The 22,191-nt window shown below is 64.8% G+C and carries 26 protein-coding genes and 4 pseudogenes; 16 read left to right on the forward strand and 14 right to left on the reverse strand.

The annotated features are described in order from the left end of the window. The first annotated feature begins 46 nt into the window (after positions 1-46). A complete protein-coding gene (locus HNR05_RS09345; protein WP_179578760.1) occupies positions 47-619 on the forward strand; it encodes a hypothetical protein in 573 nt (190 codons plus the stop codon). 369 nt (positions 620-988) lie between these two features. On the opposite strand, the gene HNR05_RS09350 is transcribed toward HNR05_RS09345, so the two are convergent. Then, a complete protein-coding gene (locus HNR05_RS09350; RefSeq protein WP_179578761.1) occupies positions 989-1,162 on the reverse strand; it encodes a hypothetical protein in 174 nt (57 codons plus the stop codon). Positions 1,163-1,540: 378 nt separating this feature from the next. Next, positions 1,541-1,828 (reverse strand): MerR family transcriptional regulator, encoded by a 288-nt coding sequence (locus HNR05_RS09355; RefSeq protein ID WP_343062539.1) that lies wholly within the window; start codon positions 1,826-1,828, stop codon positions 1,541-1,543. Between the two features lie 147 nt (positions 1,829-1,975). On the opposite strand from HNR05_RS09355, the gene HNR05_RS09360 reads away from it, so the two are divergent. Then, positions 1,976-2,416, forward strand: a complete 441-nt coding sequence (locus tag HNR05_RS09360) for an Hsp20/alpha crystallin family protein (protein ID WP_179578763.1) — start codon at positions 1,976-1,978, stop codon at positions 2,414-2,416. Between the two features lie 509 nt (positions 2,417-2,925). On the opposite strand, the gene HNR05_RS09365 is transcribed toward HNR05_RS09360, so the two are convergent. The 3 genes and pseudogenes from HNR05_RS09365 to HNR05_RS17940 all read right to left on the reverse strand — a co-directional run. After that, a complete protein-coding gene (locus HNR05_RS09365; RefSeq protein ID WP_179578764.1) occupies positions 2,926-3,123 on the reverse strand; it encodes a hypothetical protein in 198 nt (65 codons plus the stop codon). A gap of 212 nt (positions 3,124-3,335) precedes the next feature. After that, a complete protein-coding gene (locus tag HNR05_RS17935) occupies positions 3,336-3,644 on the reverse strand; it encodes a cupin domain-containing protein (RefSeq protein ID WP_343062683.1) in 309 nt (102 codons plus the stop codon). A 57-nt stretch (positions 3,645-3,701) separates the two neighbouring features. Further along, positions 3,702-3,980, reverse strand: a pseudogene (locus tag HNR05_RS17940) (helix-turn-helix domain-containing protein); the annotation flags it as partial. 42 nt (positions 3,981-4,022) lie between these two features. Here HNR05_RS17940 and HNR05_RS09375 point away from each other — a divergent pair. Then, entirely contained in the window at positions 4,023-5,153 is a 1,131-nt protein-coding gene (locus HNR05_RS09375) for an NAD(P)/FAD-dependent oxidoreductase (RefSeq protein ID WP_179578766.1), read from the forward strand. After that, entirely contained in the window at positions 5,137-5,841 is a 705-nt protein-coding gene (locus HNR05_RS09380; protein ID WP_179578767.1) for an SAM-dependent methyltransferase, read from the forward strand. The genes HNR05_RS09375 and HNR05_RS09380 overlap by 17 nt, the downstream gene beginning before the upstream one ends. A gap of 136 nt (positions 5,842-5,977) precedes the next feature. Here HNR05_RS09380 and HNR05_RS09385 read toward each other — a convergent pair. Next, positions 5,978-6,609 (reverse strand): annotated as a pseudogene (locus tag HNR05_RS09385) (dihydrofolate reductase family protein). A gap of 166 nt (positions 6,610-6,775) precedes the next feature. Here HNR05_RS09385 and HNR05_RS09390 point away from each other — a divergent pair. The 3 genes from HNR05_RS09390 to HNR05_RS09400 are packed head-to-tail and all read left to right on the forward strand — an operon-like array spanning position 6,776 to position 8,740. Continuing rightward, complete coding sequence (locus tag HNR05_RS09390) at positions 6,776-7,906, forward strand: aminopeptidase P family protein (protein WP_179578768.1); 1,131 nt, start codon at positions 6,776-6,778, stop codon at positions 7,904-7,906. A 39-nt stretch (positions 7,907-7,945) separates the two neighbouring features. Further along, the gene (locus HNR05_RS09395) at positions 7,946-8,185 is read left to right on the forward strand and encodes a hypothetical protein (RefSeq protein WP_179578769.1); all 240 of its coding nucleotides are present in this window, start codon (positions 7,946-7,948) and stop codon (positions 8,183-8,185) included. 33 nt (positions 8,186-8,218) lie between these two features. Beyond that, positions 8,219-8,740 (forward strand): hypothetical protein, encoded by a 522-nt coding sequence (locus HNR05_RS09400; protein WP_179578770.1) that lies wholly within the window; start codon positions 8,219-8,221, stop codon positions 8,738-8,740. A gap of 76 nt (positions 8,741-8,816) precedes the next feature. Here HNR05_RS09400 and HNR05_RS09405 read toward each other — a convergent pair whose 3' ends face one another. Both HNR05_RS09405 and HNR05_RS09410 read right to left on the reverse strand, forming a co-directional pair. Further along, entirely contained in the window at positions 8,817-9,002 is a 186-nt protein-coding gene (locus HNR05_RS09405; protein WP_179578771.1) for a YegP family protein, read from the reverse strand. A gap of 92 nt (positions 9,003-9,094) precedes the next feature. After that, a complete protein-coding gene (locus tag HNR05_RS09410; RefSeq protein ID WP_179578772.1) occupies positions 9,095-10,474 on the reverse strand; it encodes an FAD-binding oxidoreductase in 1,380 nt (459 codons plus the stop codon). 90 nt (positions 10,475-10,564) lie between these two features. On the opposite strand from HNR05_RS09410, the gene HNR05_RS09415 reads away from it, so the two are divergent. Then, the gene (locus HNR05_RS09415; RefSeq protein ID WP_179578773.1) at positions 10,565-11,044 is read left to right on the forward strand and encodes a PPOX class F420-dependent oxidoreductase; all 480 of its coding nucleotides are present in this window, start codon (positions 10,565-10,567) and stop codon (positions 11,042-11,044) included. A gap of 21 nt (positions 11,045-11,065) precedes the next feature. Next, positions 11,066-11,860, forward strand: a complete 795-nt coding sequence (locus HNR05_RS09420; RefSeq protein ID WP_179578774.1) for an alpha/beta fold hydrolase — start codon at positions 11,066-11,068, stop codon at positions 11,858-11,860. Positions 11,861-11,883: 23 nt separating this feature from the next. Here the strand turns inward: HNR05_RS09420 and HNR05_RS09425 are convergent, their stop codons facing one another. After that, a complete protein-coding gene (locus HNR05_RS09425) occupies positions 11,884-12,378 on the reverse strand; it encodes a GNAT family N-acetyltransferase (RefSeq protein ID WP_179578775.1) in 495 nt (164 codons plus the stop codon). A gap of 142 nt (positions 12,379-12,520) precedes the next feature. On the opposite strand from HNR05_RS09425, the gene HNR05_RS09430 reads away from it, so the two are divergent. Both HNR05_RS09430 and HNR05_RS09435 read left to right on the forward strand, forming a co-directional pair. Continuing rightward, entirely contained in the window at positions 12,521-12,913 is a 393-nt protein-coding gene (locus HNR05_RS09430) for a PLD nuclease N-terminal domain-containing protein (protein WP_179578776.1), read from the forward strand. 17 nt (positions 12,914-12,930) lie between these two features. Then, positions 12,931-14,031 (forward strand): hypothetical protein, encoded by a 1,101-nt coding sequence (locus HNR05_RS09435; protein ID WP_179578777.1) that lies wholly within the window; start codon positions 12,931-12,933, stop codon positions 14,029-14,031. A gap of 17 nt (positions 14,032-14,048) precedes the next feature. On the opposite strand, the gene HNR05_RS09440 is transcribed toward HNR05_RS09435, so the two are convergent. Beyond that, a complete protein-coding gene (locus HNR05_RS09440) occupies positions 14,049-14,546 on the reverse strand; it encodes an SRPBCC family protein (RefSeq protein WP_179578778.1) in 498 nt (165 codons plus the stop codon). An 86-nt stretch (positions 14,547-14,632) separates the two neighbouring features. Continuing rightward, positions 14,633-14,959, reverse strand: a pseudogene (locus HNR05_RS09445) (ArsR/SmtB family transcription factor); the annotation flags it as partial. A gap of 220 nt (positions 14,960-15,179) precedes the next feature. Here HNR05_RS09445 and HNR05_RS09450 point away from each other — a divergent pair. Beyond that, a complete protein-coding gene (locus HNR05_RS09450; RefSeq protein WP_179578780.1) occupies positions 15,180-16,187 on the forward strand; it encodes a hypothetical protein in 1,008 nt (335 codons plus the stop codon). A 2-nt stretch (positions 16,188-16,189) separates the two neighbouring features. After that, on the forward strand, positions 16,190-16,603 hold the full coding sequence (locus HNR05_RS09455) for a GntR family transcriptional regulator (RefSeq protein WP_343062540.1): 414 nt from the start codon (positions 16,190-16,192) through the stop codon (positions 16,601-16,603). On the opposite strand, the gene HNR05_RS09460 is transcribed toward HNR05_RS09455, so the two are convergent. Further along, positions 16,590-17,240, reverse strand: coding sequence for a CG0192-related protein (locus HNR05_RS09460; RefSeq protein ID WP_179578781.1), 651 nt, complete (start codon positions 17,238-17,240; stop codon positions 16,590-16,592). The two genes, HNR05_RS09455 and HNR05_RS09460, sit on opposite strands and share 14 nt — an antisense overlap. A 121-nt stretch (positions 17,241-17,361) precedes the next feature. On the opposite strand from HNR05_RS09460, the gene HNR05_RS09465 reads away from it, so the two are divergent. After that, positions 17,362-18,966 (forward strand): ABC-F family ATP-binding cassette domain-containing protein, encoded by a 1,605-nt coding sequence (locus HNR05_RS09465; RefSeq protein ID WP_179578782.1) that lies wholly within the window; start codon positions 17,362-17,364, stop codon positions 18,964-18,966. Here HNR05_RS09465 and HNR05_RS09470 read toward each other — a convergent pair. Then, positions 18,963-19,478: a 2'-5' RNA ligase family protein gene (locus tag HNR05_RS09470; RefSeq protein ID WP_179578783.1), complete on the reverse strand. Its 516-nt coding sequence runs from the start codon at positions 19,476-19,478 to the stop codon at positions 18,963-18,965. The genes HNR05_RS09465 and HNR05_RS09470 overlap by 4 nt on opposite strands. Positions 19,479-19,619: 141 nt before the next feature. Between HNR05_RS09470 and HNR05_RS17580 the strand changes: the two are divergent. Continuing rightward, positions 19,620-20,279, forward strand: a pseudogene (locus tag HNR05_RS17580) (endo alpha-1,4 polygalactosaminidase); the annotation flags it as partial. 56 nt (positions 20,280-20,335) lie between these two features. On the opposite strand, the gene HNR05_RS09475 reads toward HNR05_RS17580, so the two are convergent. Next, complete coding sequence (locus HNR05_RS09475; RefSeq protein ID WP_179578784.1) at positions 20,336-21,538, reverse strand: cation:proton antiporter; 1,203 nt, start codon at positions 21,536-21,538, stop codon at positions 20,336-20,338. Between the two features lie 100 nt (positions 21,539-21,638). On the opposite strand from HNR05_RS09475, the gene HNR05_RS09480 reads away from it, so the two are divergent. Beyond that, entirely contained in the window at positions 21,639-22,190 is a 552-nt protein-coding gene (locus HNR05_RS09480) for a hypothetical protein (RefSeq protein WP_179578785.1), read from the forward strand. Position 22,191: the final 1 nt, after the last annotated feature.

Raw genomic sequence — 22,191 nt, forward strand, 5'->3', positions numbered from 1 at the left:
CATAAACATCAGGATGTACGCGATCGTTGCAGCCGGGACTGCTGTCGTGGTGTCGGCAGCCTTTGCGGCTCTCGGCTGGCTGACCGGCAGCGACTGGTCAACGTTCTTCCGCGATCTTGTTGTCGGAATTGCCGGAGCTCGATTTATTAGCACTGTGATCGCACTCGTCCAGCAACGAGCCAGCGCATCTGCTGATCGACGAGCTGAACGGACCGCCGCGTATCTCCAACTGCTCACCGCCATCACAGATATTCGTGAATTCCGACCCAACAATGATGCAACCGGTCTTCTCGCGCGTACGGGCACGAGCATGATCGTGTTCGCTGAGACCGTTGATGGCGACTTCCCATCGGTTCTCCCGTGGTTTGAGGCAGAACCGCAGTTGCTTCTTTACTACTGCGGGGCAGCGATGGAGCGGTGGGATGCGATTAGTGAGGAGGCAACGGTCGATGAGCAGTTCAAAGCACTTGAGCCTGTCTTCAAATGGACGAAGGAATTCTCTCGTAACGTCCGTCTCTGGCGACGAAACAAGCTCTCCGACCACGAAGCTGCTGACCAAGCGGCACGAATTGAGCAAATGCTTCGGCCCAAGAACGCCTGGCAAGAGCCTCCCGAATAAATAGCTAGGCCCGCACTGACTCGCCAGCGGCGCCTCAGCCCGATGTTGGCGGACGGGTCGCCAGCTAGCCCGTTCTGGCGGGGCCCGTCATAGCCAACTCAGTCCAATCGCACTTTTTCGGCTTCGTCGTAGGTGCATGCCCAGGACGCGGTGGTTTTGGCACCGGATTTCTCGATCGCGGATACGACCCGTTTGAGCGAGTCGTATCCGCAGGTCGTAACCGCGCCGGCCGTGATGCCGTGTTCCTGGTGCGAGGCTGGATGGCGCTCCGGTCGGCGCATGACGGCACCGCAGATCCATGTCCGCTTTCCGGGCACGGCGCGCGAAGTCCTCACTTTTTACCGTGACATTTTCGGCTGAGAGCTCGCCTTACACAGCAATGAGGACTTCGGTAACAGCGACGGCCGTACGGATCACATAGCCGGCGGAGTCCTCAGCGGCACCGTGGCTCTGGCCGGTTTGGATGCGCTGATCGACGGAAAAGCTGTCCAGCTTGAAGGCCTCATGCTCTCGTTCATCGCCGTGCTCGCCGTTGTCCGCCATGAACGAAGGATACTGCCGGCACGCTCTGCACCACGCAGCGCTCGCGACTCGCTGTCCCATCAGATCGCTTGTCCGGAGTAGGTTGGCAAAACTAACCTCGGCTCAACCGGCGACTTCCGCGGAATTCCGCTTGTCCGGATGTGGCAATTTGTCCGGACTACCTTGGCACGTGACACTTTTTGTTACGTGCCAGGCTAGTTCGGACTTTCGCCACCTAGTTCGGACAATCTGCCTCGTCCGCTTGCGCGGATGCCGGACGGTTCCGAACGAGTCCCGGGCCCCTCGTGGAGCATTGGAATTCCGTGCTTATGACTATTTCGAAGCGACCGTTGACCTGCACATGCGACGGATCCCTGGGTGGGGTGAGCGCGTGGATGGTCAGTCGGTCAATTCGGCCAGGCGCAGTCGGAGCAGAGCGTTGGCCGCCTCGAGGTCGAGGACGCGGCGCGCGCCGGCCAGGTTCAGGCCGTCTGCGAGGAGTTCGACGGTGCGACGCAGCACGGTCAAATCCCGGTCGCTGTACCGGCGGGCCCCTCCGGCGGTGCGAGCCGGGGTGAGTAAACCTTTGCGCTCGTAAAGGCGCAGCGTTTGCTCGCCCAGGCCCGTCAACTCGGCCGCGACAGTGATGCCGTACACACCGTGCGTGTCCCCGGAAACGTCCGTCACAGTGCTCCTCAAAAACATCTTAATTCCACCTGAAAAATATCTGAATCCACTTGCAATACTTGCTCGCATGGAGTTATAAAAATCTATACCCGTTGACATAGATGTGTCGATGGTTCTGAAAATAGGTGAATTGGAGGAGATCAAGAAATGCTGTTGCAACATGACCCGTTCCGTGAACTCGACCGGATCACTCAGCAGGTGTTCGGAACTGTCGCCCGGCCGTCCAGCATGCCGTTGGACGCATGGCGGGAAGGGGACGACTTCGTGGTCGAGCTTGACCTTCCTGGTATCGATCAGGACAAGCTGGACATCGATGTGGAGCGCAACGTACTGACCATTCGAGCCGAGCGGCTGAGCAACCTGCCCGACGCGGCGAACGCGGTCGCGACCGAACGCTCCTGGGGCACGTTCAGTCGGCAGCTGGTGCTCGGCGATGCGCTGGACACCGAGAAGGTCGATGCCGACTACACCGCGGGCGTGCTGCGATTGCGGATTCCGATCGCGGAGCAGGCTAAGCCGCGCAAGATCAGCATCGCGAGCCGCGACAAGGCCGATGGCAGAAAGGAGACCCGGAGCATCAGAGCATAATCGCAACCACACGTCAGGAGGTGGTGAAGATGATGCCGCAAACCACGCTCGTCCTCGGGCCCACATCGAATACCCGGCAGAACTCCCTGGAATTGCTGCTGCAGGACAGTGAGTGGGTCGAGACCGAGTTCGCGGCAATCATGAAGACCGCCGGGTTCGGTGATCGACTTATCGTCGGGACCATTCCGTTCCCGCCACATCGCGATCGCGGTCAGTGGACCGACACCGCGACGAGCAAAGTGGCGGCCAGGAGTCGGATCCACGCGAAGCACTCGATATCACGAGTGCGATCACCTCCCCAGGCGGCGATCTAACGTGAGGTGCCCGGAGTCCCACAGGAGGACTCCGGGCGCGGCCAGCAGCAGGGGCACAGAGTGGCTCCTGCAGCGATCGGTAGCCGATCGTTCAACGGATGGTGATCGTGTGCCCCCAGGGATGGTCCACGTAATTTACCTTGAATCAGTCAGGGCGGGAGGTCGTGGACTCCAGCAGCGGCTGGTAGCCGTGACCTACCCGGCAAGGGCATCGATGGCAGCTTGGAGCTCCCAGTATTCGCCAAGTGCCACCCAGCGACGGTAGCGCACGTTCAAGCGACGCGCCCGGTAACGGATGCCGTCACGGGCATCGATCGCGTCAACATACCCAGCGAGCTCGTCACCGTGGGTGACCTTCCACAGGCGCTCATGAACGGGCGTGACGGTGACCATAGTGCCTCGAGCCTATGATGCGACACTGACAAGTCGCTTACGATCGAGTCGGTTGGGCAGAGCGGGCCGGTAGCGGCAAACGCGACCGTCGTCGCGATGCCCGCGGCAATATGCCCGCGGAAATTTGCTGTGTCATCAGAACATCAGAAAGGCACAGCACTCACGCGTAGTTCCGCTGGTGCAGACGTGGGCTCCCGCCAGCTGGGATGGGGTCAGCCCAGGGGTTCTTGCCGCAGATGCACGCGTTCGCCGGCCTCGCCATAGAGCGCAAGCGCTTCGACCAGGCCAGGTCCCGGATTGGTGAACGTGTGGGGCGTGAGCGTGTCGAACTCCACCGCTTCACCTTCGCTGAGCTCAAAACGCTCAGGACCCAAGAGAAGGTCGAGTCGGCCGCTGAGGACGTAGAGCCACTCGTATCCGTCGTGTGATTGCTGGGCGGGCGTGACGCCTCGGTGCGCCGGGATGAGCAGCTTATAGGCCTGCAGCCCGCCCGGTCGGCGCGTGAGCGGGATCATCGTCATCCCCCACCGCCTCACCGGCTGAAGTCGCACGCGAGGGTCACCGCTCCCCGGAACTCCAACCAGTTCGTCGAGCGGCACGTGGTGCGCTCGGGACAGGAGCAGCAACAGTTCCAGCGTGGGACGCCTCTGACCAGCCTCTAAGCGGGACAAAGTGCTCTGTGAAATACCAGTGGAGTCGGCCAGTTCGGTCAGCGTCGTCCCGCGTCGCTGCCGCAGCGCGCGGAGGCGAGGACCGATTACGTCAAGGACATCGTCAATGGCATCTCGTGAGAGATCCCCGCTATCGGACGGGCCGCGTGCCTTCATGTATGCCATTATGGCATGAAATGTTGCCATTCAAAACGGACGTGCCTATGGTCATGAAAGGAGGTGGTCACCATGACCCAATGTAAGGACAACACGATCGAGCAGACCGCTCCACCGCAGGGCCTCGCGACCGGCACCGGTCAGAGCCCGCTGCACGATGTGGTGGTGATTGGTGGCGGTGCTGCCGGCCTGGCTGCGGCCACGTCACTCGCCCGATTCCGACACCGAGTGGCCGTAATCGACGCAGGTGAACCCCGCAATTCTCCGGCGAAGGGAATTCACAACTACCTGTCCCGCGACGGGATGCCCCCGGCAGAGCTGTTGCGTATCGGCCGCGAGGAACTTAACAGGTACGGCGCCGACGTGATTGAAGGTACTGTCACTGCTGTCCGGAAGGCACTCGCTGGCCCGGCGTTGCGGTTCACGGTCGAGTTGGCCGATGGTCGCGCACTTTCTGCGCGCCGAGTGCTGATCGCCAGCGGACTGACGGATGAACTCCCCGACGTTCCGGATATTGCCCAGCGGTGGGGGCGTGACGTTCTGCATTGCCCGTATTGCCACGGCTGGGAGGTGCGTGACCACAATCTAGCCGTGTTTGTCACTGCGGCTCCGGGGCTGCACACGGTGCAGTTGTGGCGCCAACTCAGCAACCGGGTGACTGCCGTACTCGCTCCGGGGGTTACGCCCAGCGATGAGCAGTGGGAACAATTCGCCGCGCGCGGGATCAGCGTCGTCGAAGGCACGGTGAGCGAGCTTGTCCTGACCGGGAACGCGCTGAGCGGCCTGTTGCTGGCCAGTGGCCACGTCGTGGAATGCGATGCGCTGGCAATCAGCACCTCTGTGCATGCCCGAGTGGATTTCTTGGCTCCGCTGGGTCTGCGCCCTGCGCCGTTCACGATCGGCGAAACGGTCGTGGGCAGCCGCTTGGAGACAGGCCCGATGGGCGCCACTGAGGTGCCGGGCCTGTACGCGGCAGGCAATGCAACCGACCTGTTCGCTCAGGTCGCCGGGTCTGTCTCAGGTGGGTTACTTACCGCTTCCGCCGTCAACGTCTCACTCATCGAGGAAGATACCGCCGCGGCAGTCCTCGCCGTCACTGACCACACCGTCCCCGCTGGGATCACTGACCCCCATCCGATCACCAGCGATAGCGCGAGAAACAACGACGACGTGGAGTGGACGGGATATGGACGAGAACATTGAGAACCCAGAGAAGTTCTGGGAGGACCTGTACGCCGGGCGCGCAGCGCGGCCGCTGGACAGCGGACCGAACGCGGTGCTGGCCGCGATCATGACCGGGCTGGGCCTGCCGGCTGGTGATGCATTGGATCTTGGCTGCGCTGAGGGTGCGGATGCTGTTTGGCTGGGCCAACTCGGCTGGAATGTCACGGGTGTGGACGTCTCGGAGACGGCACTAGAACGCGCCCGCGCCCGCGCTGAGCACGCTGGCTTGGGCGGACGGATCCGCACCGAACGGCACGACCTGGGTGGTTCTTTTCCGACCGGACACTTCGACTTGGTCAACGCCCAGTACCTGCAGACCCCGCTGACCTTTCCCCGCGCCCGGGTCCTGAGGCAGGCCGCTGCCGCCGTGCGTCCCGGTGGGCTGCTCCTGATCGTCGATCATGCATCAGTGGCACCCTGGTCCTGGAACCGCGGTCTGGATGCCGTGTTCCCCACACCTCGAGAAACTTTGGCCACTCTCGACTTGCACCCCGGCGACTGGATCGAGCACCGCGTCGAAGCCGCCACACGCCAGGCCATCGGCCCCGGCGGCCAACGCGCCACAGTCACCGACAACGTGATGGCTCTCCACCGGCGCGCTCATGAAACTGGCGAGGCGACGCGGGCGCGAGGCAGCCACGTTGTGCCACGCTCAAGAACGCACTGAGCGCTCCGGATGCGCTCGTCGTACGCACTCAGTCCAGCATGGCGGCGATGAGTCCGGCGACGTGTGCCTCAGCCTCGCGGAGAAGGTTCCTCCCGCTGCCCCGTGCGCCCTCGGACGCCGCGCCCTATCGCGAACGTCAGAGCGGTGTGCGCGTCTCGGGCTGTTCGCTGGTCCGGCGGTAGCGGATGTGCGTGGCCAGCGGCGAATGCAGCACCTCGACGGGTTCGAACCCGAATGATGTACTGCCGTCAAAGATCCGTTCGCCAGACCCGAGCAGTATTGGGGCGATGTCGAGCGTGAGCTCATCAATGACCCCGGCGGCGAGCGCTTGTCGAACGGTCGAGGCACCCCCGCGATATCGACGTCCTCCTCGCCGGCCGTCGCACGCGCCTGCGCATACGCCGCGTCGAAGCCGTCAGTCACGAAGTAGAAGGTCGTTCCGCCGTCCATCTCGATCGGCTCGTGAGCGTGATGAGTGAGCACGAACACGGGTGCGTGATACGGCGGCTCGGCCCCCCACCATCCGCGCCAGTCACCCTCCCACTCGCCGCGGATCGGCCCGAACATGTTGCGGCCCATCACATAAGCGCCGCGCGGGCGCATGAGCCAGCCGGTCGCGATCTCGTCGGCCTCGTTGGCACGCTGGTCGCCGATATGCCAGCCGTGCAGCTCGAGTCCGCGCTGCCCGATCGGGTGCTCACGACTCTGGTGGGGCCCGGCGACAAAGCCGTCGAGCGAGATCGACATGTGGCAGGTGGTGTCCGGCATCAGCGACCCTCCGAGGTTGGTTGCGAGTGACACGTGGTGCATCGAAACCTATCCGACACCGCCCGCGAGCCGCAACGTGCGATGTGTTGATGCGCCGAGCACATCGTCACTTCCCCGTTGCAGGTTGGAGTGCGATCCTCGAACTGGAGGGCTGAGGAGGAACGTCATGAACCTAGAAGGAGAACCGGTTCCATTCACGGGCGAGGACTACGCCGCTCGGATGGAGCGCGTGGTCGTCGACGCGCGCGAGGCAGGGCTCGACGGCATCGTGGTGATGCCCGGGCCAGATCTCGTCTGGCTCACCGGCTACCAGCCCCCGGCCATCACCGAGCGACTGACCATGCTCACGCTCGCGCCCGACCAGCCCGCGACCTTGCTCGTGCCGATTCTGGAGCGGGCCGACGCCGAGACGGCCGCCGGGGCGCCCGGCCTCACGATCGAGGATTGGTCTGATGGGATGAATCCGTTCGAGACGGCCGCACGCCTGCTGCGGTCGAACGGGCGGTTCGGCATCTCGGACTCGGCCTGGGCGATGCACCTGCTCGGGCTGCAGGAAGCCCTGCCGAACACCCGCTACCGATCTCTGAGCCAAAGCCTGCCGATGATGCGTGCGGTCAAGGATGTCGAGGAACTGAGTCGGCTTGCGTTGGCCGGCGCCGCCGCGGACGCGACGTTCTACGAGATCGTGAAGGTGCGCTTCGCCGGCCGACGCGAATCAGACGTGGCCGCCGATGTGGCCCGACTCCTACGCGACTTCGGGCACGAGCAGGTCGACTTCACCATTGTCGGCTCGGGACCCAACGGGGCACATCCTCACCATGAGGCCGGCGAGCGCGTGATTCAGGTGGGCGATGCGGTCGTACTGGACTTCGGTGGCCTGATGCACGGCTATGGCTCGGACACCACCCGCACGGTGTGCGTCGGCGAGTCCTCCGGCGAGCAGCGGGACGTGCATGAGATCGTGCGGAACGCCCAGCAGGCTGCCTTCGATGCCGTCGCACCGGGGGTGAGCTGCCAAGAGATCGACCGGGTCGCCCGGGCCCTGATCACGGAGGCAGGATACGGCACGGAATTCGTTCACCGCACCGGTCACGGAATCGGTGTCACCACACATGAGCCGCCCTACCTGGTCGAGGGCGAGGAGCAGGAACTACGCCCCGGAATGTGCTTCTCCATCGAGCCGGGCATCTATCTGCCCGGCCGCTTCGGCGTGCGCATCGAAGACATCGTCACGGTCACCGAGACCGGCGGGGAGCGGTTCAACAACAGCGACCGCACGCTCCGCCTCGTCGAATAGGCATCAACGAAGGCGAATTGGCTTCAGCGAAAGAGAATTGTGACAGTACTCGTGTGGGCGTGTTTCTCCGCCGGGGCGGTCGCGCTGTTCTCAGTGTTCACGCTGGGCTATGCAGCACCGACGAACGCCGGCAACACGGTGTTGGTCTACGCGGCTGCGATCACCGGATTGATCGTCATCGCCCTGCAGATCGGGTACCTGCCCACCCTGTACGCCGCTTTCAACCGACGCGAAGCGGAGGTCACACTTCTGGTGTCGCGGGCCGGCTCGCCGTCGTGAGGTCCCGAGCTTCTCGTTCGTACGCGATTTGGCATGGAAGCCCACAACAGCACCACAGAGCTGGGCGAGTTCTACGAACGGTGGGAGCGGTGGGCTGCCGACGTGGCCGAGTCCCACAGCACCTACCTCACCCTGGTGTGGCTGCGTTCGCCGGCACCGCAGTCGAACTGGCTCATTTCGCTGCTCAGCGTGATGGATGCGGCTGCGTTACAACTTTCCGTGAGTCCGCGGTCGGCCCCGCATATCCGTGCGCGACTCGTGCTTCGAATGGGGTTCAACTGTCTGAACCAAGTAGCGCGGGCCGTTCATATTCCCGTCGACGAGGATGCCGATCCCGATTCCCCCATCGACGTGACGTTTGAAGACTTTCAAGCGGCCATCGAACTTCTGCGAACCGTCGATTTTCCGATCGAGGTGACAGCGGAACAGGCCTGGACCCACTACCGGGGCTGGCGCGTCAACTACGAAAAGGTGGCGTACGCTCTCGCCTACGCAATTGACGCGCCGCCCGCGTTGTGGAGTGGCCCCCGTCGATTCGCGTCCGAACCCGTCTGAGAGACAGGCATCCACCCGCCCCTTCCGCCCCCAAGCTGGAGGCACGATACCCCGGCAGGGAAAACTGGGGCGAGCGCTACTTCGGCTCGGTCAGGTCGATCACTCGCGACTTCGCGTCGGCCTTCACCAGTTCGATTCCCTTGAGGGCCGCGGCTTTCGTCTGATAGCTCTCGGATGTGACGAGCACCTCGCCGTTATGTGCTTTGAGCGTGAAGATGTACCCACCGGATCGGTCGGCCTTCAATTCATATTTACCTGACATGGCTCACTCTCTTCGTCGTGTCGTCGAGATGGAACTTCGCCGGCGCAGACGCCGATGGCCAAACCCTACCGCGCCGGGATGCTCCAAGTCGGTCAGTACTTCTTGCCGGGGTTCAGGATGCCATTCGGATCGAAGATCCTCTTGATCTGCCGCTGCACCTCGCGCAGGCGCACTGGCAGTTCGCCGTCGAGCGATGCGAGCTTCTCGATTCCGACGCCGTGCTCACCGGTCATCGTGCCGCCCAGCTCCTGGGCGATCTCGGAGATGCGCTGATAAGCCGAATGTGCGGCCGCGACCTGCGCCGCGTCGGCCGCATCAAACGCGACGACCGGGTGAAGGTTTCCGTCGCCGACATGCCCACCGACGCCGACGATAACGCCGAACTCATCCCCCAGCGCGCCGAGACGCTCCACCATTTCGAGCAGGCGGGAGCGCGGCACGCTTGCGTCACCGTTGAGGGAGCTGCCACGCAGCGCGCGCATCGCCGGAAAGAGGAGACGCCGGGCGGCCAGCAGACCGTCAAGATCGGCCGGATCGTCGGCGCGGTGCACACTCAACGCGCCGTGCTCACGGAAGATCGCTTCGAAAGCGTCGAGGTCGGCGTCGGCTCCGCTGGCCGAGTCGGTGATCGCGAGCAGCCACGATTTGGCTCCAGAAGGAATTCCCGCATCGGGCTGGTAGTCGCTGACCGCGTCGAGCACGATGGCGTCGAGCAATTCCAACGTCGACGGGGTATGAACGCCGGCTGCGACGGCGTTCGCCGCGGCGACACCCGCGGTGAGACTCGGGAAGACGGCGCAGACCCCGCGCGATGGCCCCGGGGCCGGAAGCAGGGTAAGCGTCGCCTCGGTAACGACCGCGAGCGTGCCCTCGCTGCCGACCACGAGCGCCGTCAGGTCGAGACCGGCGACGCCCTTGATGGTGTCGGGCCGGGTGCGCACGATACTGCCGTCGGCGAGCACAAGCTCAAGCGACCGGACGGCATCCCGGGTGACGCCGTACTTGATGCAGCGCATCCCCCCGGCGTTCGTCGCCACGGTTCCGCCGACGGTGGCCAGCGCCGCTGAGGCCGGGTCGGGGGCGTAAAACAGCCCCACGTCGTGCGCTGCCTGCGCCAGATCGGCCACGATGACGCCGGGCTGCACGACGGCGACACGGTTGTCGACATCGATCCGCAGGATGCGGTTCATGCCGGTGAGATCTAAAAGGAGAGCCCCCGCGACCGCGTTCGCCGCCCCGGCGAGGCCGCTGAGTGCGCCCTGCGGCACAACCGGCACCCCGGCCGCATCGGCGGCGCGGAGCACCACGGCGACCTCTTCGGTCGTGCGTGGCCGCACGACGGCCCGGGCCACCCCGAGTGCTGCAGCCCCGGAGGCGTCGATGCTGCGAGCAAGCACAGCGGCATCCGTCGCGTCGATCGCGCCGTCGGGCAGAGCCGAACGCAGTGTGTCGAGAATGTCGCCGCTGGTCATGTGTCTCCCTCGTACTGAATGTACAGCCCTGCGTTGTTGTCGCTCAGGTGGGCGAGTGCGTTCTCGTTCTTCTCTACTAACCTGGAGCGCATGGCCAGAAGCATTGCAACCTCCACCGTCGTCGACCGCGACGGCATGCTCGACTTCGTTCGCCCTCGACACCGGATGCTGCTGGCCACCACCCGCACGGACGGCCGTCCGCAGATGTCACCGGTCGCCGGCGGCGTGGACGCCGCGGGCCGGATCGTGATCTCGTCGTACCCGGCGCGCGCCAAGACGCGCAACGCCGAGCGCGACTCCCGGGCATCCGTTCTGGTGCTCTCGGACGACTGGGACGGCGGCTGGATCCAGGTGGACGGCGACGCCGAGGTTCTGCACATGCCGGAGGCGGCCGACGGCCTCGTCGAGTACTTTCGCAGTATTTCTGGTGAGCATCCGGACTGGAACGAATACCGCGAAGCGATGGCGTTGCAAGACAAGTCATTGATTCGCCTCACGCCGACCCGGTGGAGCCCCGTCGGAACAGGTGGCTTCCCGGCGGATGTCGCGGCCCGACTCGACGCCAAATAGAACGACCGTCGGCTGCCAATCATGCCCTCCCCGACGCCCGAACCTCGCGCCGTCTATTCGAGTGATGGGCTGAAGCTCGCCACCTACGAGTTCGGCGATCCGTCGTCCCCCACCGTGCTGCTGATGCATGGCTTCGCCTCCAGTGCGCTGGCCAATTGGCAGGCCACGGGCTGGACCCGCGACCTCACCCGGGCCGGTTATCACGTGTTGGCCGTTGACCAGCGTGGGCACGGCGCCAGCGACAAACCGCACGACCCGTCGGCGTATTCCTTGGAGCTTCTCGCCGACGATGTGCTGCAGGTGCTCGACGCCTACCTGCTCGATGAGGTCTTCTCTGTCGGCTATTCGCTCGGCGCTCGCGTGGGATGGCGGGCGGCGCGCGAGTATCCGGACCGCATTTCTCGGGCCGTGCTCGGCGGCATCCCGGACGGCGACCCGCTGAAGCGATTCCACATTCAGGATGCGCGCGATTACGTCGAGCACGAGGTGCCCGTGCGGGACCGGCTCACCGGCGCATACCTGCAGATGGCACAGAGCGTGCCCGGCAACGACCTCAACGCACTCATCGCGCTCGTGGAGGGAATGCGCAACGGCGAGCAGCCGGGCGTCGACAACGCGCCGGCCCAGCCGCTCTTGTTCGCGACCGGAAGCGAGGACCGCATCCTCGATGCTTCACGGGCGCTGGCCCGGCTCGTTGCGGATGCCCGGTTCTTCGAGATTCCCGGCCGCAACCATTTCAACGCACCCACGTCACGCGCCTTCCGGGATGCGGCCGTCGCGTTCCTCGGCGAGGTCAGCGAGCAGACGCTGGTGTGAGGCTCCGGAAAACCACGAACGGGTTAGTGTGCCTCGGCTCTCGCCAACGCATCGCCGTCGAGCCGAAACGTGCTCCACCCATCCATCGACACTGCCCCGATCGAACGGTAGAAGCCGATTGCGGGCTCGTTCCAGTCCAAAACGGCCCACTCGAGGCGCTTGTAACCGCGCTCCACACAGATTTCGGCCAGGCGCAGCAGGAGCGCCTTGCCGTGTCCGCTCCCCCGGTAGCCGGGTCGCACATAGAGGTCTTCCAGGTGGATTCCGTGCACGCCCTCCCAGGTCGAAAAGGTGAGATACCAGAGCGCCATGCCGGCCAGCGTGGGTGATCCCTCGGCATCCGCTTCACCGTCGACGACGATCGCAAAGACCATTGGGTTCTCGCCGAACAGCGCAGCGCGCAGGCTATCTTCGGTGGTCACGACGGCATCTGGCTCCTTCTCGTACACCGCCAGTTCGACGATCAGACGAAGAATTTCGGGGATGTCGGAGGGAACGGCGGCGCGGATCGGACTCATGCCCCCAGGTTACGGGGCAGGTCGGCCTCGAGAGCGCCGCCTCCGTGTGGCGGGCCTCCCCCTGCTATCGCAGAGGCTTCGTGAGCGCCACGTGAAAGCCCGGGCTTTCTGTGCAGGTGGATCTGTCAATAGACTGCGGCGCATGTATCTCGTCGTCTCAGTCATCAGCATGCTGCTGTTCATCGGTGCCCTGATCGACATCATCATTCGGCCCAGCGACCAGGTGCGATACCTCCCGAAAGTCGTTTGGGTGCTCATCGTCATCTTTCTGCCCTTCATCGGGAGCATCCTGTGGTTTGCTTTGGGGCGCGAATACAGCGCCGCACCGCGCCTCGGCACGATCATGCTTCCGCGCCGCGACGCAACCGCGCCCGAGCCGTTTGAGTGGCGAGCCGGTGCCGGTGCCGGCCGCGTCCCGAGAACCACCGAAGAAGAGTTGGCAGCTCTCGATCGCGAGATCGAGCTTCACGACCAGGCCGAACGCATCAAACGCCTGGAGGCCGAACTCGACAAGAGACGCAGCACCGGCGATTGATCCATGAGCCTCAACGAATGAAGACGATGCGACGGGGCGACTGGATTCTGACGGGTATCACTGCGTGTGCACTGGCGGCGTCGCTGACGGGCTGCTCTCCGTCGCAGGATTTTCCGAGCACGTCAGTTCCGGTGGCGTCGGTGGCACCGCCCATCGAGCCCGCGATCGTCAGCTGCAACACGTTGCTTCCCGCGTCGGCCGCTGCGACCGCGCTGTCGGTTGAGGCGTCGGTACTGTCGCCGCGGGCCGACGACGTGTTCCCGGCCGGTGTCGACCGGCCCGAGTGGGCAGTCATCGCCGACATGCAGACCGCTGCAGGGCGGGCCAGCGGCATGTTGACCTGCGGCTGGGTGGCTGATCCGGACGCTGGTCCGAAAGCCTCAGGAGTGAGAGTCTCAGTGCTTCCCGGTGCCGCGGCAGAATTCGCCGCCATCGAACCAGACGTTGACGACGGCCTCAACGATTTCGCTCCCGCCGACGTGGGTGAGGTTGGCTTTGTCGCCTGTCGTGGCGGCGAGGCTGACCAGTGCCGGGTTGAAGCCATCGCCGGGGACACGTGGATCTCACTGACAGTCTCACCGGCACCGGCCGATCCGACGAGGACTCTCGATCTGGCCCGGGCGGTTGCCCGTCAGGTGCAGGGGATGGCTGCGCCGACCATTCGTCCCGCCCGAACCGAGTGCTCGGCGGCACTCAGCTCAGAGGTCTTGGCAAACGTCGCCGGGATCACGGACCCGCAGATGTATGACGCCCTCACGATTCCCGCGCGGGAAGCCGGAATTACGACCGCTGCGTCACGCCACGGCGGACTCATCTCGTGCAGCTGGACATCGGGCGACCCCGGCACGTCGGGCAGCGTCAGCCTGATGGCACTGCCGATGGTGGCCATCTCGTCGCCGAACCCTCCACTCACGATGCCGGCAACTCCGGTCATGCACGCCATCGCCGGGGTCGGCGACTCAGCAGGTGCCGGGTGCGGGCCCGACTCATGCGTGCTCATCGCCGCCGACGCGACGATGCTGGTGCGATTGACGTCGACCGAGGTGAGTGACACCACCATCGCCGCGCTCACTCAATTGGCGATCATCGCGTTGCCCAGCCTGAGCGCGGCCCGCTAGCTGTACTGCCCAGCTCGCTAAGCAACCATGCTCTCCGCGAGCAGGGCGTCGATCTGACCCATTGCGAGCGTCATTCCCTCCTGCATCCCCATCTCGATCAGCTGTTCGAGTTGCTCGACGCTGGTGAACGTCGAGACCGTCGTCATGCGGGTCTTACCACCCTGCTCCTCAAGCGTCACGCTGCCGCGGACCTCCGGCATGATGTTGTCGGGTTCGCCATCCTCGCCGGCGAATCCGTCGGTGAATTCGAAGCGGTGCGGAGCCTCGACCACGGTGTTCTCCCACCAGCCCCGTGCCTTCTCGCCGTTCGGCCCGGTCATGTAGTACCGGGAGCTGCCGCCCGCATAGAACTCGTGGCGCACGAACGTCGCCGGCCATGTTGGCGGCCCCCACCAGCGCTCGAGCTGGCGCGGGTCTTCCCAGACCTGCCATACTCGCGCGGCATCGGCGTCGAACTCGGCGACGAAGGTGAGGGTCAGCGCCTCAACATCCTTTTCTGAACTGATGACTGTCATAATTTTGTTCCTTTCGTGTTCTGACCCGGCTCCGGGCGTGCGACTTCGGATGCCGATGCGGATGCGGATGCCGGTACCGGCAGCGGCTCGGCGAGGATGTCGGTGATGCGGGCTGCGCGACCGCGCCAGATCTCTTCGTAGGCGTCCAGCAGCACCGCCGCGCGACGCAGGGTGACCGGGTTGCCGCGCACGATCTGCTCTCTCCCCCGTCGTTCCTTGGTGACGAGTGCCGCGCGTTCCAACACGGCCACGTGCTTCTGCACGGCCGCGAAGCTCATGGCATAGCGCGTGGCGAGCATCGAGACCGACTGCTCGAGGGTCATCGCCTGCGCGATGATGTCGCGCCTGGTCGCATCCGCCAGAGCCTGGAAAATGCGATCAACCTCGGTGTCGCTCAATTCTGATACAACCATTTGGTTGTAGATTACGTGAGGGAAGACAGGAATGCAAGGGTGAGCACCAACACATCGTTCGCGAAATACCCCAGATCGCCCCATGACGCGCTCCCACGGGGCGATCTGGGGCAACTCGCGAGCATTCAACCATTACAAGAGCGCTCGACAGGAGCGAGCGAGGAATGTATCTTCAGATTGATACAAGATATCGGTCGATTCTGAACGAATGGCGGGGCAGATGGACGATCTCATGCGCACGGTGCTTCTGCGGCTGCCCTTCGCCACCTCGGTGATTGTGCCGCTCGGATTCCTCTGGCACTACTGGCGCCGCGCCAACGCTTTCGTTCCCCGAGCCGCGTCGTCGCCGTGGGCCCGCATCGTGCGGCGTCATGTCTGGTTCACACGCACGGCGAGCGCCGTCGCATTCGGAGCCGTCGCCGCGATGCTTCTCGATCTCGGCGCCTTCGGCCGAGACTACGACGGCTGGAGCTCGTTTCTCATTCCTCTCACGCTGGCTATCGTCTGCATTGGCGCCCTCGCCTGCCTGTCTGCCGCAGAACCTCGCGGCCTGGCTGGTGCAGCAGGTCACCTCGACCTGACCACGCGTTCTCTCTGGTCATTCGGTCGCCGCTTCGCGTTCGCCAGCTGGATCCTGGTGGCCGTCCTGCTCTTAGTTACCCTCCTGCTCGCTGGGCTGGCCTCCAGCACCGACGATGACGGACGCTACTCACGTCTGACAATCACGCTAGGAACAATGGCCGCAGCGAGCACCACCTTTCCCGGCTGGTATTTCGGCGTGCCGGTCTTTATCGGTGTCGCGCTGCTGACCGCTGTCACCGGTCTCGCGCTCTGGGCCGGCGCACGGCCGTCCCTCGCCGTCGACCCGGCGGAGCGCACCCTCGACGTCTGGCTCCGCCGCTTGCACACGCGCACCGTGCTGACACTCGGCGGCGGTGCACTTACCCTCACTCTCGCCTGGATGCTGATCTCAATCGGCGGGGCGGGCACCATGGCCTACAGTGCACCCGCCGGAAACCTCGGCACCATCACGGTCGGCTCGCCACTCGCCGCAGTGGCGGTACCACTCACGGTGCTCGGCTTGATTCTGCAGGGCATCGGAGTCGCACTCCTCCTGCTCCCTCTTCTGACCAAACAACCACAACTCCTCCTCCGCGACGAGGCAACATCGCCACCGGAGCCCCCTGATGCGACTGACGGAGTCCGCGCCACAGCGCTGCGGAGCTGATCGTGTCGGGCATCACGCTGGGTAGCCTCGGACTGCCCTCCGAGCAGATCTACCACCAGGTGCGCGCCATCATCATTTCCGGCAGCCTCGGCACCGGGGAAAAGCTTCCTTCCGTGCGGCAGCTGGCCCGCGACCTCCACGTCGCCGCGGGCACCGTCGCGAAGGCCTACAAACTCCTCGAACAGGAAGGCCTTGTCATCACTCGCGCTGGGGGCGGAACCCGGGTCAGCAGTGCCGTCTCTGCGCCACCGACGGTAGTGGTGCAGGCTGCGCGCGCACTCGCCGCGTTAGCCTCCGCTCACGGCGTCAGTCTCGACGAGACACTAAGCGCGCTGCAGGCGTCCTGGATCGACGGCGGCGCGAACGGTTCGCCGCGCGCGGCACCACCCGAAGCGGACGGCGTCAGCGCAGAGTGACCGAGACCAGAAGGTGCGGCTCCTGCTGGCCCGCCCAGGTGCCGGTCAGCACCGCCGTCGCCTCGGGTGCAGCGCCACCCTCCGCACCCGGCAGCCGCATCACGACGAGACGCAGCGCATCCGTTTCGACCACCGTCGACTCCGTCGCCTGCTCGGTCGACACCGCCTCGATGTGCGGCATCGTCACAACGGATGCGCCGGGCTCGCCGCTCCCGCTGACCGTCGCGGTGGAGGGACGCAGCACCTTCACCCCGTCAACATCGTGGAATTGCTCGGCTTCGTGCCCGCCGGTGAGGGCAGCACGTGCAACCGCCGCCAGGTAGACGGGATCCCCCGTCGCGTCGTACACCCACCGTTCGCCGAGCACCGAATGCGTCATGGTGGTAATGAGCCAGGCTTCCGCACCAGCAAGCGGGGCCCCGCGGTAGGTGAGCGGAATCTGCAGCACCGGTCCGTCGCCGGCCCGCACCAACAGCGTTTCGATGCCCACCTCACCCGCGGGATCATCGAAGCGGTACGACGCCACCAGCGAGAATTCTGCGCCACTGTCACCGGGGAACCACAGCTGCGTGGGCGCCCACGTCGTCACCAGTTGCAGCTTGGTGGGCGAAATCTCTGCGTGATAGATGAATGCCATGCCCTTGATCGTAGACGGGCGCCATCCGCTCGGAACTGACGCACGCACGATGCACCCAGTGAAGCTTTGTAGACTCGTCACGGCCCACAGGCCGAGCCGCCCCCTTGAGAGGACAGCAGTAATGAGCCTGATCAGGCTGAACGATGTCAGCATTCGATTCGAGAACACCCAGATTTTGCGCGAGGCGTTCTTTCGCCTCGAACCTGGCGATCGGGTGGGGTTGATCGGTAAGAACGGGTCCGGCAAGTCGACGCTGCTGAAGCTCGTACTCGAGCAGGTTCTCCCCGACACCGGCACCGTCTCGGTCGACCCCGACACGAAGATCAGCTACTTCTCGCAGTTCTCCGAATTGGACGGCACCGCAACGATCACCGAGGTTCTCGACGACCTCTTCGTCGAGATCAAGGCGATTGAAGCCGAGCTGGCCTCGATCGACGCGAGCATCGCCGTCGTCGCGATGGATCCGAACGGCGGGGCCGAACTCGACCGGCTCATTGCGCGCCAGGCCGAGCTGTTCGAAGAGATGGATCGACTGGACGGCTGGGACTATCCGCGCCGCATCGACACCGCGCTGACCACGCTGGGCTTCAATGAGGCCCACCGCGTCTGCGCCATCGACGAACTCTCGGGCGGCTGGCGCAACCGCGCCGCACTGGCCAAGATTCTGCTCGAAAACCCCGCTGTGCTGCTACTCGACGAGCCCACCAACTTTCTCGACGTGGCTGGCGTCGAATGGCTCGAATCGTGGTTCCGTGACTTCCGCGGCGCTGCGATCATCGTCTCGCACGACCGCAAATTTTTGGATGCCGTCGTCACGCGCATCATCGAGGTCGAGAACTTCCACCTGCACGAGTACCCGGGCAACTTCGGCGAGTACATCGTGCAGAAGCAGTTTCGGCTCAAGACGCTCGCGACCCAGTTCGAGCACGAATCCGAGTTGCTGGCCTTCGAATCCGAGGGTATCGCCGACCGCCGCGAAGCCACAAAGTCGGCGAGCCGCAAGCTGGACGGCCAGCTGGCGAAGATCAAAAAGCAGCGCGCGCCTCGCCCGGTCGACCAGATCATTACCGAGATTTACCGTTCACTGCACGTCAAAGATGTGCTCTGCCGCGTCGAGGGACTCAGTAAAAGCTTCGGCGAGAAGACCCTGTTCGACGACCTGAGTTTCGAGGTCCGGCGCGGCAACCGCATCGTGGTGCTGGGCTCGAACGGCAGCGGTAAGTCCACCCTGCTCAAAGTCTTGACCGGCGAGGAGCAGGCGGATTCCGGCAAGGCCACCTGGGCGCCGGGCGCCGGCGTCGTCTCGTACAACCAGGTACTCGATGAACTCGATCCGGACGACACCGTGTCACACTCGGTCAACGCGATGCCGGGCAGCCTGGCCTTCACCGCAACGCGCAAGTCGGTGAACCGGTTCCTGACGATGTTCCAGTTCAGTGAGGCCGACCTCAAACAGAAGATCGGCAACCTCTCGGGCGGCCAGCGTGCCCGCGTGGCGATGGCCCAGTGCCTGCTCTCTGGCGCATCCGTTCTGCTGCTCGACGAGCCCACCAACCACCTCGATATGTCGAGCACCCAGGTGATGGAGCGCGCCCTGCTGCACTTCCCCGGTGCCGTGATCGTGGTCAGCCACGACCGGTTCTTCACCGAGAAGATCGCCAATCGCCATTTGGTGTTCGGCAGTGCCACGGCCCAGGCGGGCGAGATCGAGATGCGCGTCGCCTAAGCACCGCCCAGCGGGAGCGTGGCGAGCACGGTCCGGCCAGTCGGGTCGGCGCGGGCGGCCATGTCGACGATCGCAAGCTGCGTCAGCGTGAACTCGTCGCCCGGCTGCGCCCTGGCCGCACGCTTGTGCGTGATGTGCGGCCGAAACCCTGGTGCGGTGAAGGCCGACTCCTCCGGTAACGATGCCAACGGTTGCACGGCCCGCACGAGCGCGGTCCGCAGGCCCACCAACTGCTGATTCGGGGCGACGACGGTGACCGGCACGTCGTGACGACGACCGAAAAGTTCCTCCCGAGCGGCAACGATGGTGATCGCCGGCTGGGTCGCCGCGACGGATGCGAGCGCGCGCTGGATCTCAACGGCCGCGGCATCCGTGCGAAAGGGTGCCAGCACCGTGATGTGTAGCGGCCAGCTGTGCACCGCGAAGCTGTCGCCCACCTGAAGCGGGGCGAGTGGGAGCACGATGACGAGCCGCGACGGATGCATCGGCTGGAACAGGGGCCGATCGGGCATCCGCATTCCTCTCGCTCGGTGCCGGGTGGTGCAGCCGATTTTATCGGCGTGCTCGCCCTCTCGCGTGCGACCAGGATCCACTAGGCTCCATGGGTGAATCAACCTGCACTCACCGCTCTCGCCACGCTCGCGGCAGCCGCCGTGCTCTGCGCGCTGGCAGCCTGCAGCTCGAACGGTGCCTCGACAACCGCAGACCACTCAGCGTCGACGATCGTATTACCGCCGGCCGGTGCCGTGGCGGACTATCAGCTCGGCGGTTCGTACGAGCCCTCACCCGATGTGCGCACCGTCACGCGCGAGAGCACCGACCAGCCCGTCCCGGACATGTACTCGATTTGCTACGTGAACGGCTTTCAGAGCCAGCCCGGCGAACATTGGCCGCTCAGCCTGCTCCTCACGGACTCCGCTGGCGCACCGATGGCCGATCCGGGATGGCCGGACGAATATTTCTTCGATATCTCCACCGCCGACAATCGAACCGATCTCGCGCAGCGGTTGACGACGTCAATTGAGCGGTGCGCGAGCTCAGGTTTTCAGGCGGTCGAGTTCGACAACCTCGATTCCTACACCCGCACGGGAGGGGCACTGAGCCGGGCGGATGCCGTCAACTTCGCCGCGCTCCTGGTCGACGCGGCGCATGACCGCGGTCTGGCGGCCGGACAGAAGAACGCGCCCGATCTCGCGCACCAGGGTGCGACGAGCATCGGCTTCGACTTCGTCGTCTCCGAAGAGTGTTTTCGGTACACCGAGTGCGAGAGTTATACCCGTGCCTACGGCGCCAACGTCATCGATATCGAATATGTCGATGACCTACTCGGCACCATCGCCGATGTCTCTGCCAGCCCCGGTCGGCTCGCCTACGCCGTGCCGTCGGGCGCGAGCTCCGCGGAACCCGTTCGCGAGTTGCGCTGGCTGAGGGCGAGTAGCGGGAACAGCAGCACCGAGAGCATCCCGGCGCCGACCAATGCTGCGGCGGTACCCGACGACAGCAGCGCGTGATCGACACCAATCTGAGTCACCGCGACGATGATCGGCAGACCCGTGGCGCTGAACAGCACGATCGCACGTCGGTCGGCCCGCGTGGCGCCAATCGGGGCCGCAAAAAGCCCGGGCAAACCGCGCACGAGCAGCAGCAAAACAAGAAAGATCGGCACGAGCAACAGCACACTCGGCGAGGCGAGCAGAGCCGTGAGGTCGAATGTGACACCGGTGTTCACAAAAAAGATCGGCACCACAAACCCGAACGCGAGAGCATCGAGCTTCATCTCGACCACATGCCGGTCCTTCGGTGTTGCCCCCGACAGCAGCACGCGCCACAGCACGCCGGCCGCAAACGCACCGAGAAGCATGTCCAGGCCCAGAATCATGCTGAGTGCCACGAGCACGGCCAGAATCAGAATCACGAACCGAATCGCAAACTGCCCGCTTGAATGCAACGTGGCCGTGACCAGCCGGTGCACCCATCGGTGTTCGCCTCGCGACGCCAGCCAGATTGCAGCCACGGCGATCACGGCGAAAACAACCAGCACCAGTGCCGCCGGGCCTGGATTGCGCCCGCTGAGAAACAGTGAGATAGCAAGCAGCGGACCAAACTCGCCAGCCGCCCCGATCGCGGTGACCGCGACGCCGAACGGAGTCTTCAACTCCCCCTCGTCACGAAGCACGGGCAGGAGCGTTCCGAGCGCAGTGGAACTGAGCGCAATTCCGATGAAGACGCCGGCCGTGGGGTTCGGGGCCAGCACAATTCCGAGAATGATGCCGGCCGCCAGTGAGAGAAGCCACCCGAGGCCGGCCCGACGCAGCGGCCGCCCTGCGACCGCGGCGAAGTTGATCTCGCTTCCGGCCATGAAGAAGAGCATGGCCAGGCCCAGGTCGGCCAGAGTCGAGGTGAAGGCGGTAGGGGTCACCCAGCCGAGCAGACTGGGGCCAGCCACGATTCCGAGCACAATCTCGAAGACGACAACGGGAATCCTGATCAGACGCCCGACCTGGCTGGCGAGAATCGGCGCAAGAAACGCCAGCAGCGGGATCATCACCCACGTCATCGGCAGTTCTGTCATGGCCCCCTCCCCGACACAGTGTGCCAGAGGTCGCCCGTCACGTGCATCGCCGACGGATGCCGCATGTGCCAGAGCTGCGCCCGGCGGTACCATTCGAAGCGTGAACGACGAGCACCCCGACGCGCGCGACGAGGAACAGACTGTCGCGTCAGTGCGCCGTATTCTGACGATTACCGCCGAGCGACTCCGGTCGACCGACGCACACGACGAGGCGCTCGCCCAATTCGTTGCGCCCCGGCGTGTGCTGCTTGTCTTCACGAAGGATGCCGTGCTCCTCCCGGTCGGTCGCGTATGGCGGCTCGGCGTATTTCTGCTCGCTCCGAACGGCACCCTCTACGCAACCGGGTCAACAACGCGAGCTGTCGCGCCCGGTTATCCGGGCTTCCAATCGGTGTCGAGCGAGAACCGCCGTGACTACCGGGCCGCAGCATTCCGTGGCCCCTTCGCGCGCGGGGAGACGGTGAATTTCGGTGCGTCCGAGGTCGATCTGGCGCCATCGGCACTGCGCACATCAACCGGGCCGCTCTTTCTGCGCGACGAGCGTGCTCTCGTACGTTGGACGGTCACGGCCAGCGACGACTCGGCCGTCGACCTCGAGCAGTATCTGTCCGACCGCGTCGGCCTTCTGCTCGAGCGACCAGCCGAATCCTAAA

The sequence above is a fragment of the Leifsonia psychrotolerans genome (assembly GCF_013410665.1).
Lineage (GTDB): Bacteria > Actinomycetota > Actinomycetes > Actinomycetales > Microbacteriaceae > Cryobacterium > Cryobacterium psychrotolerans_A.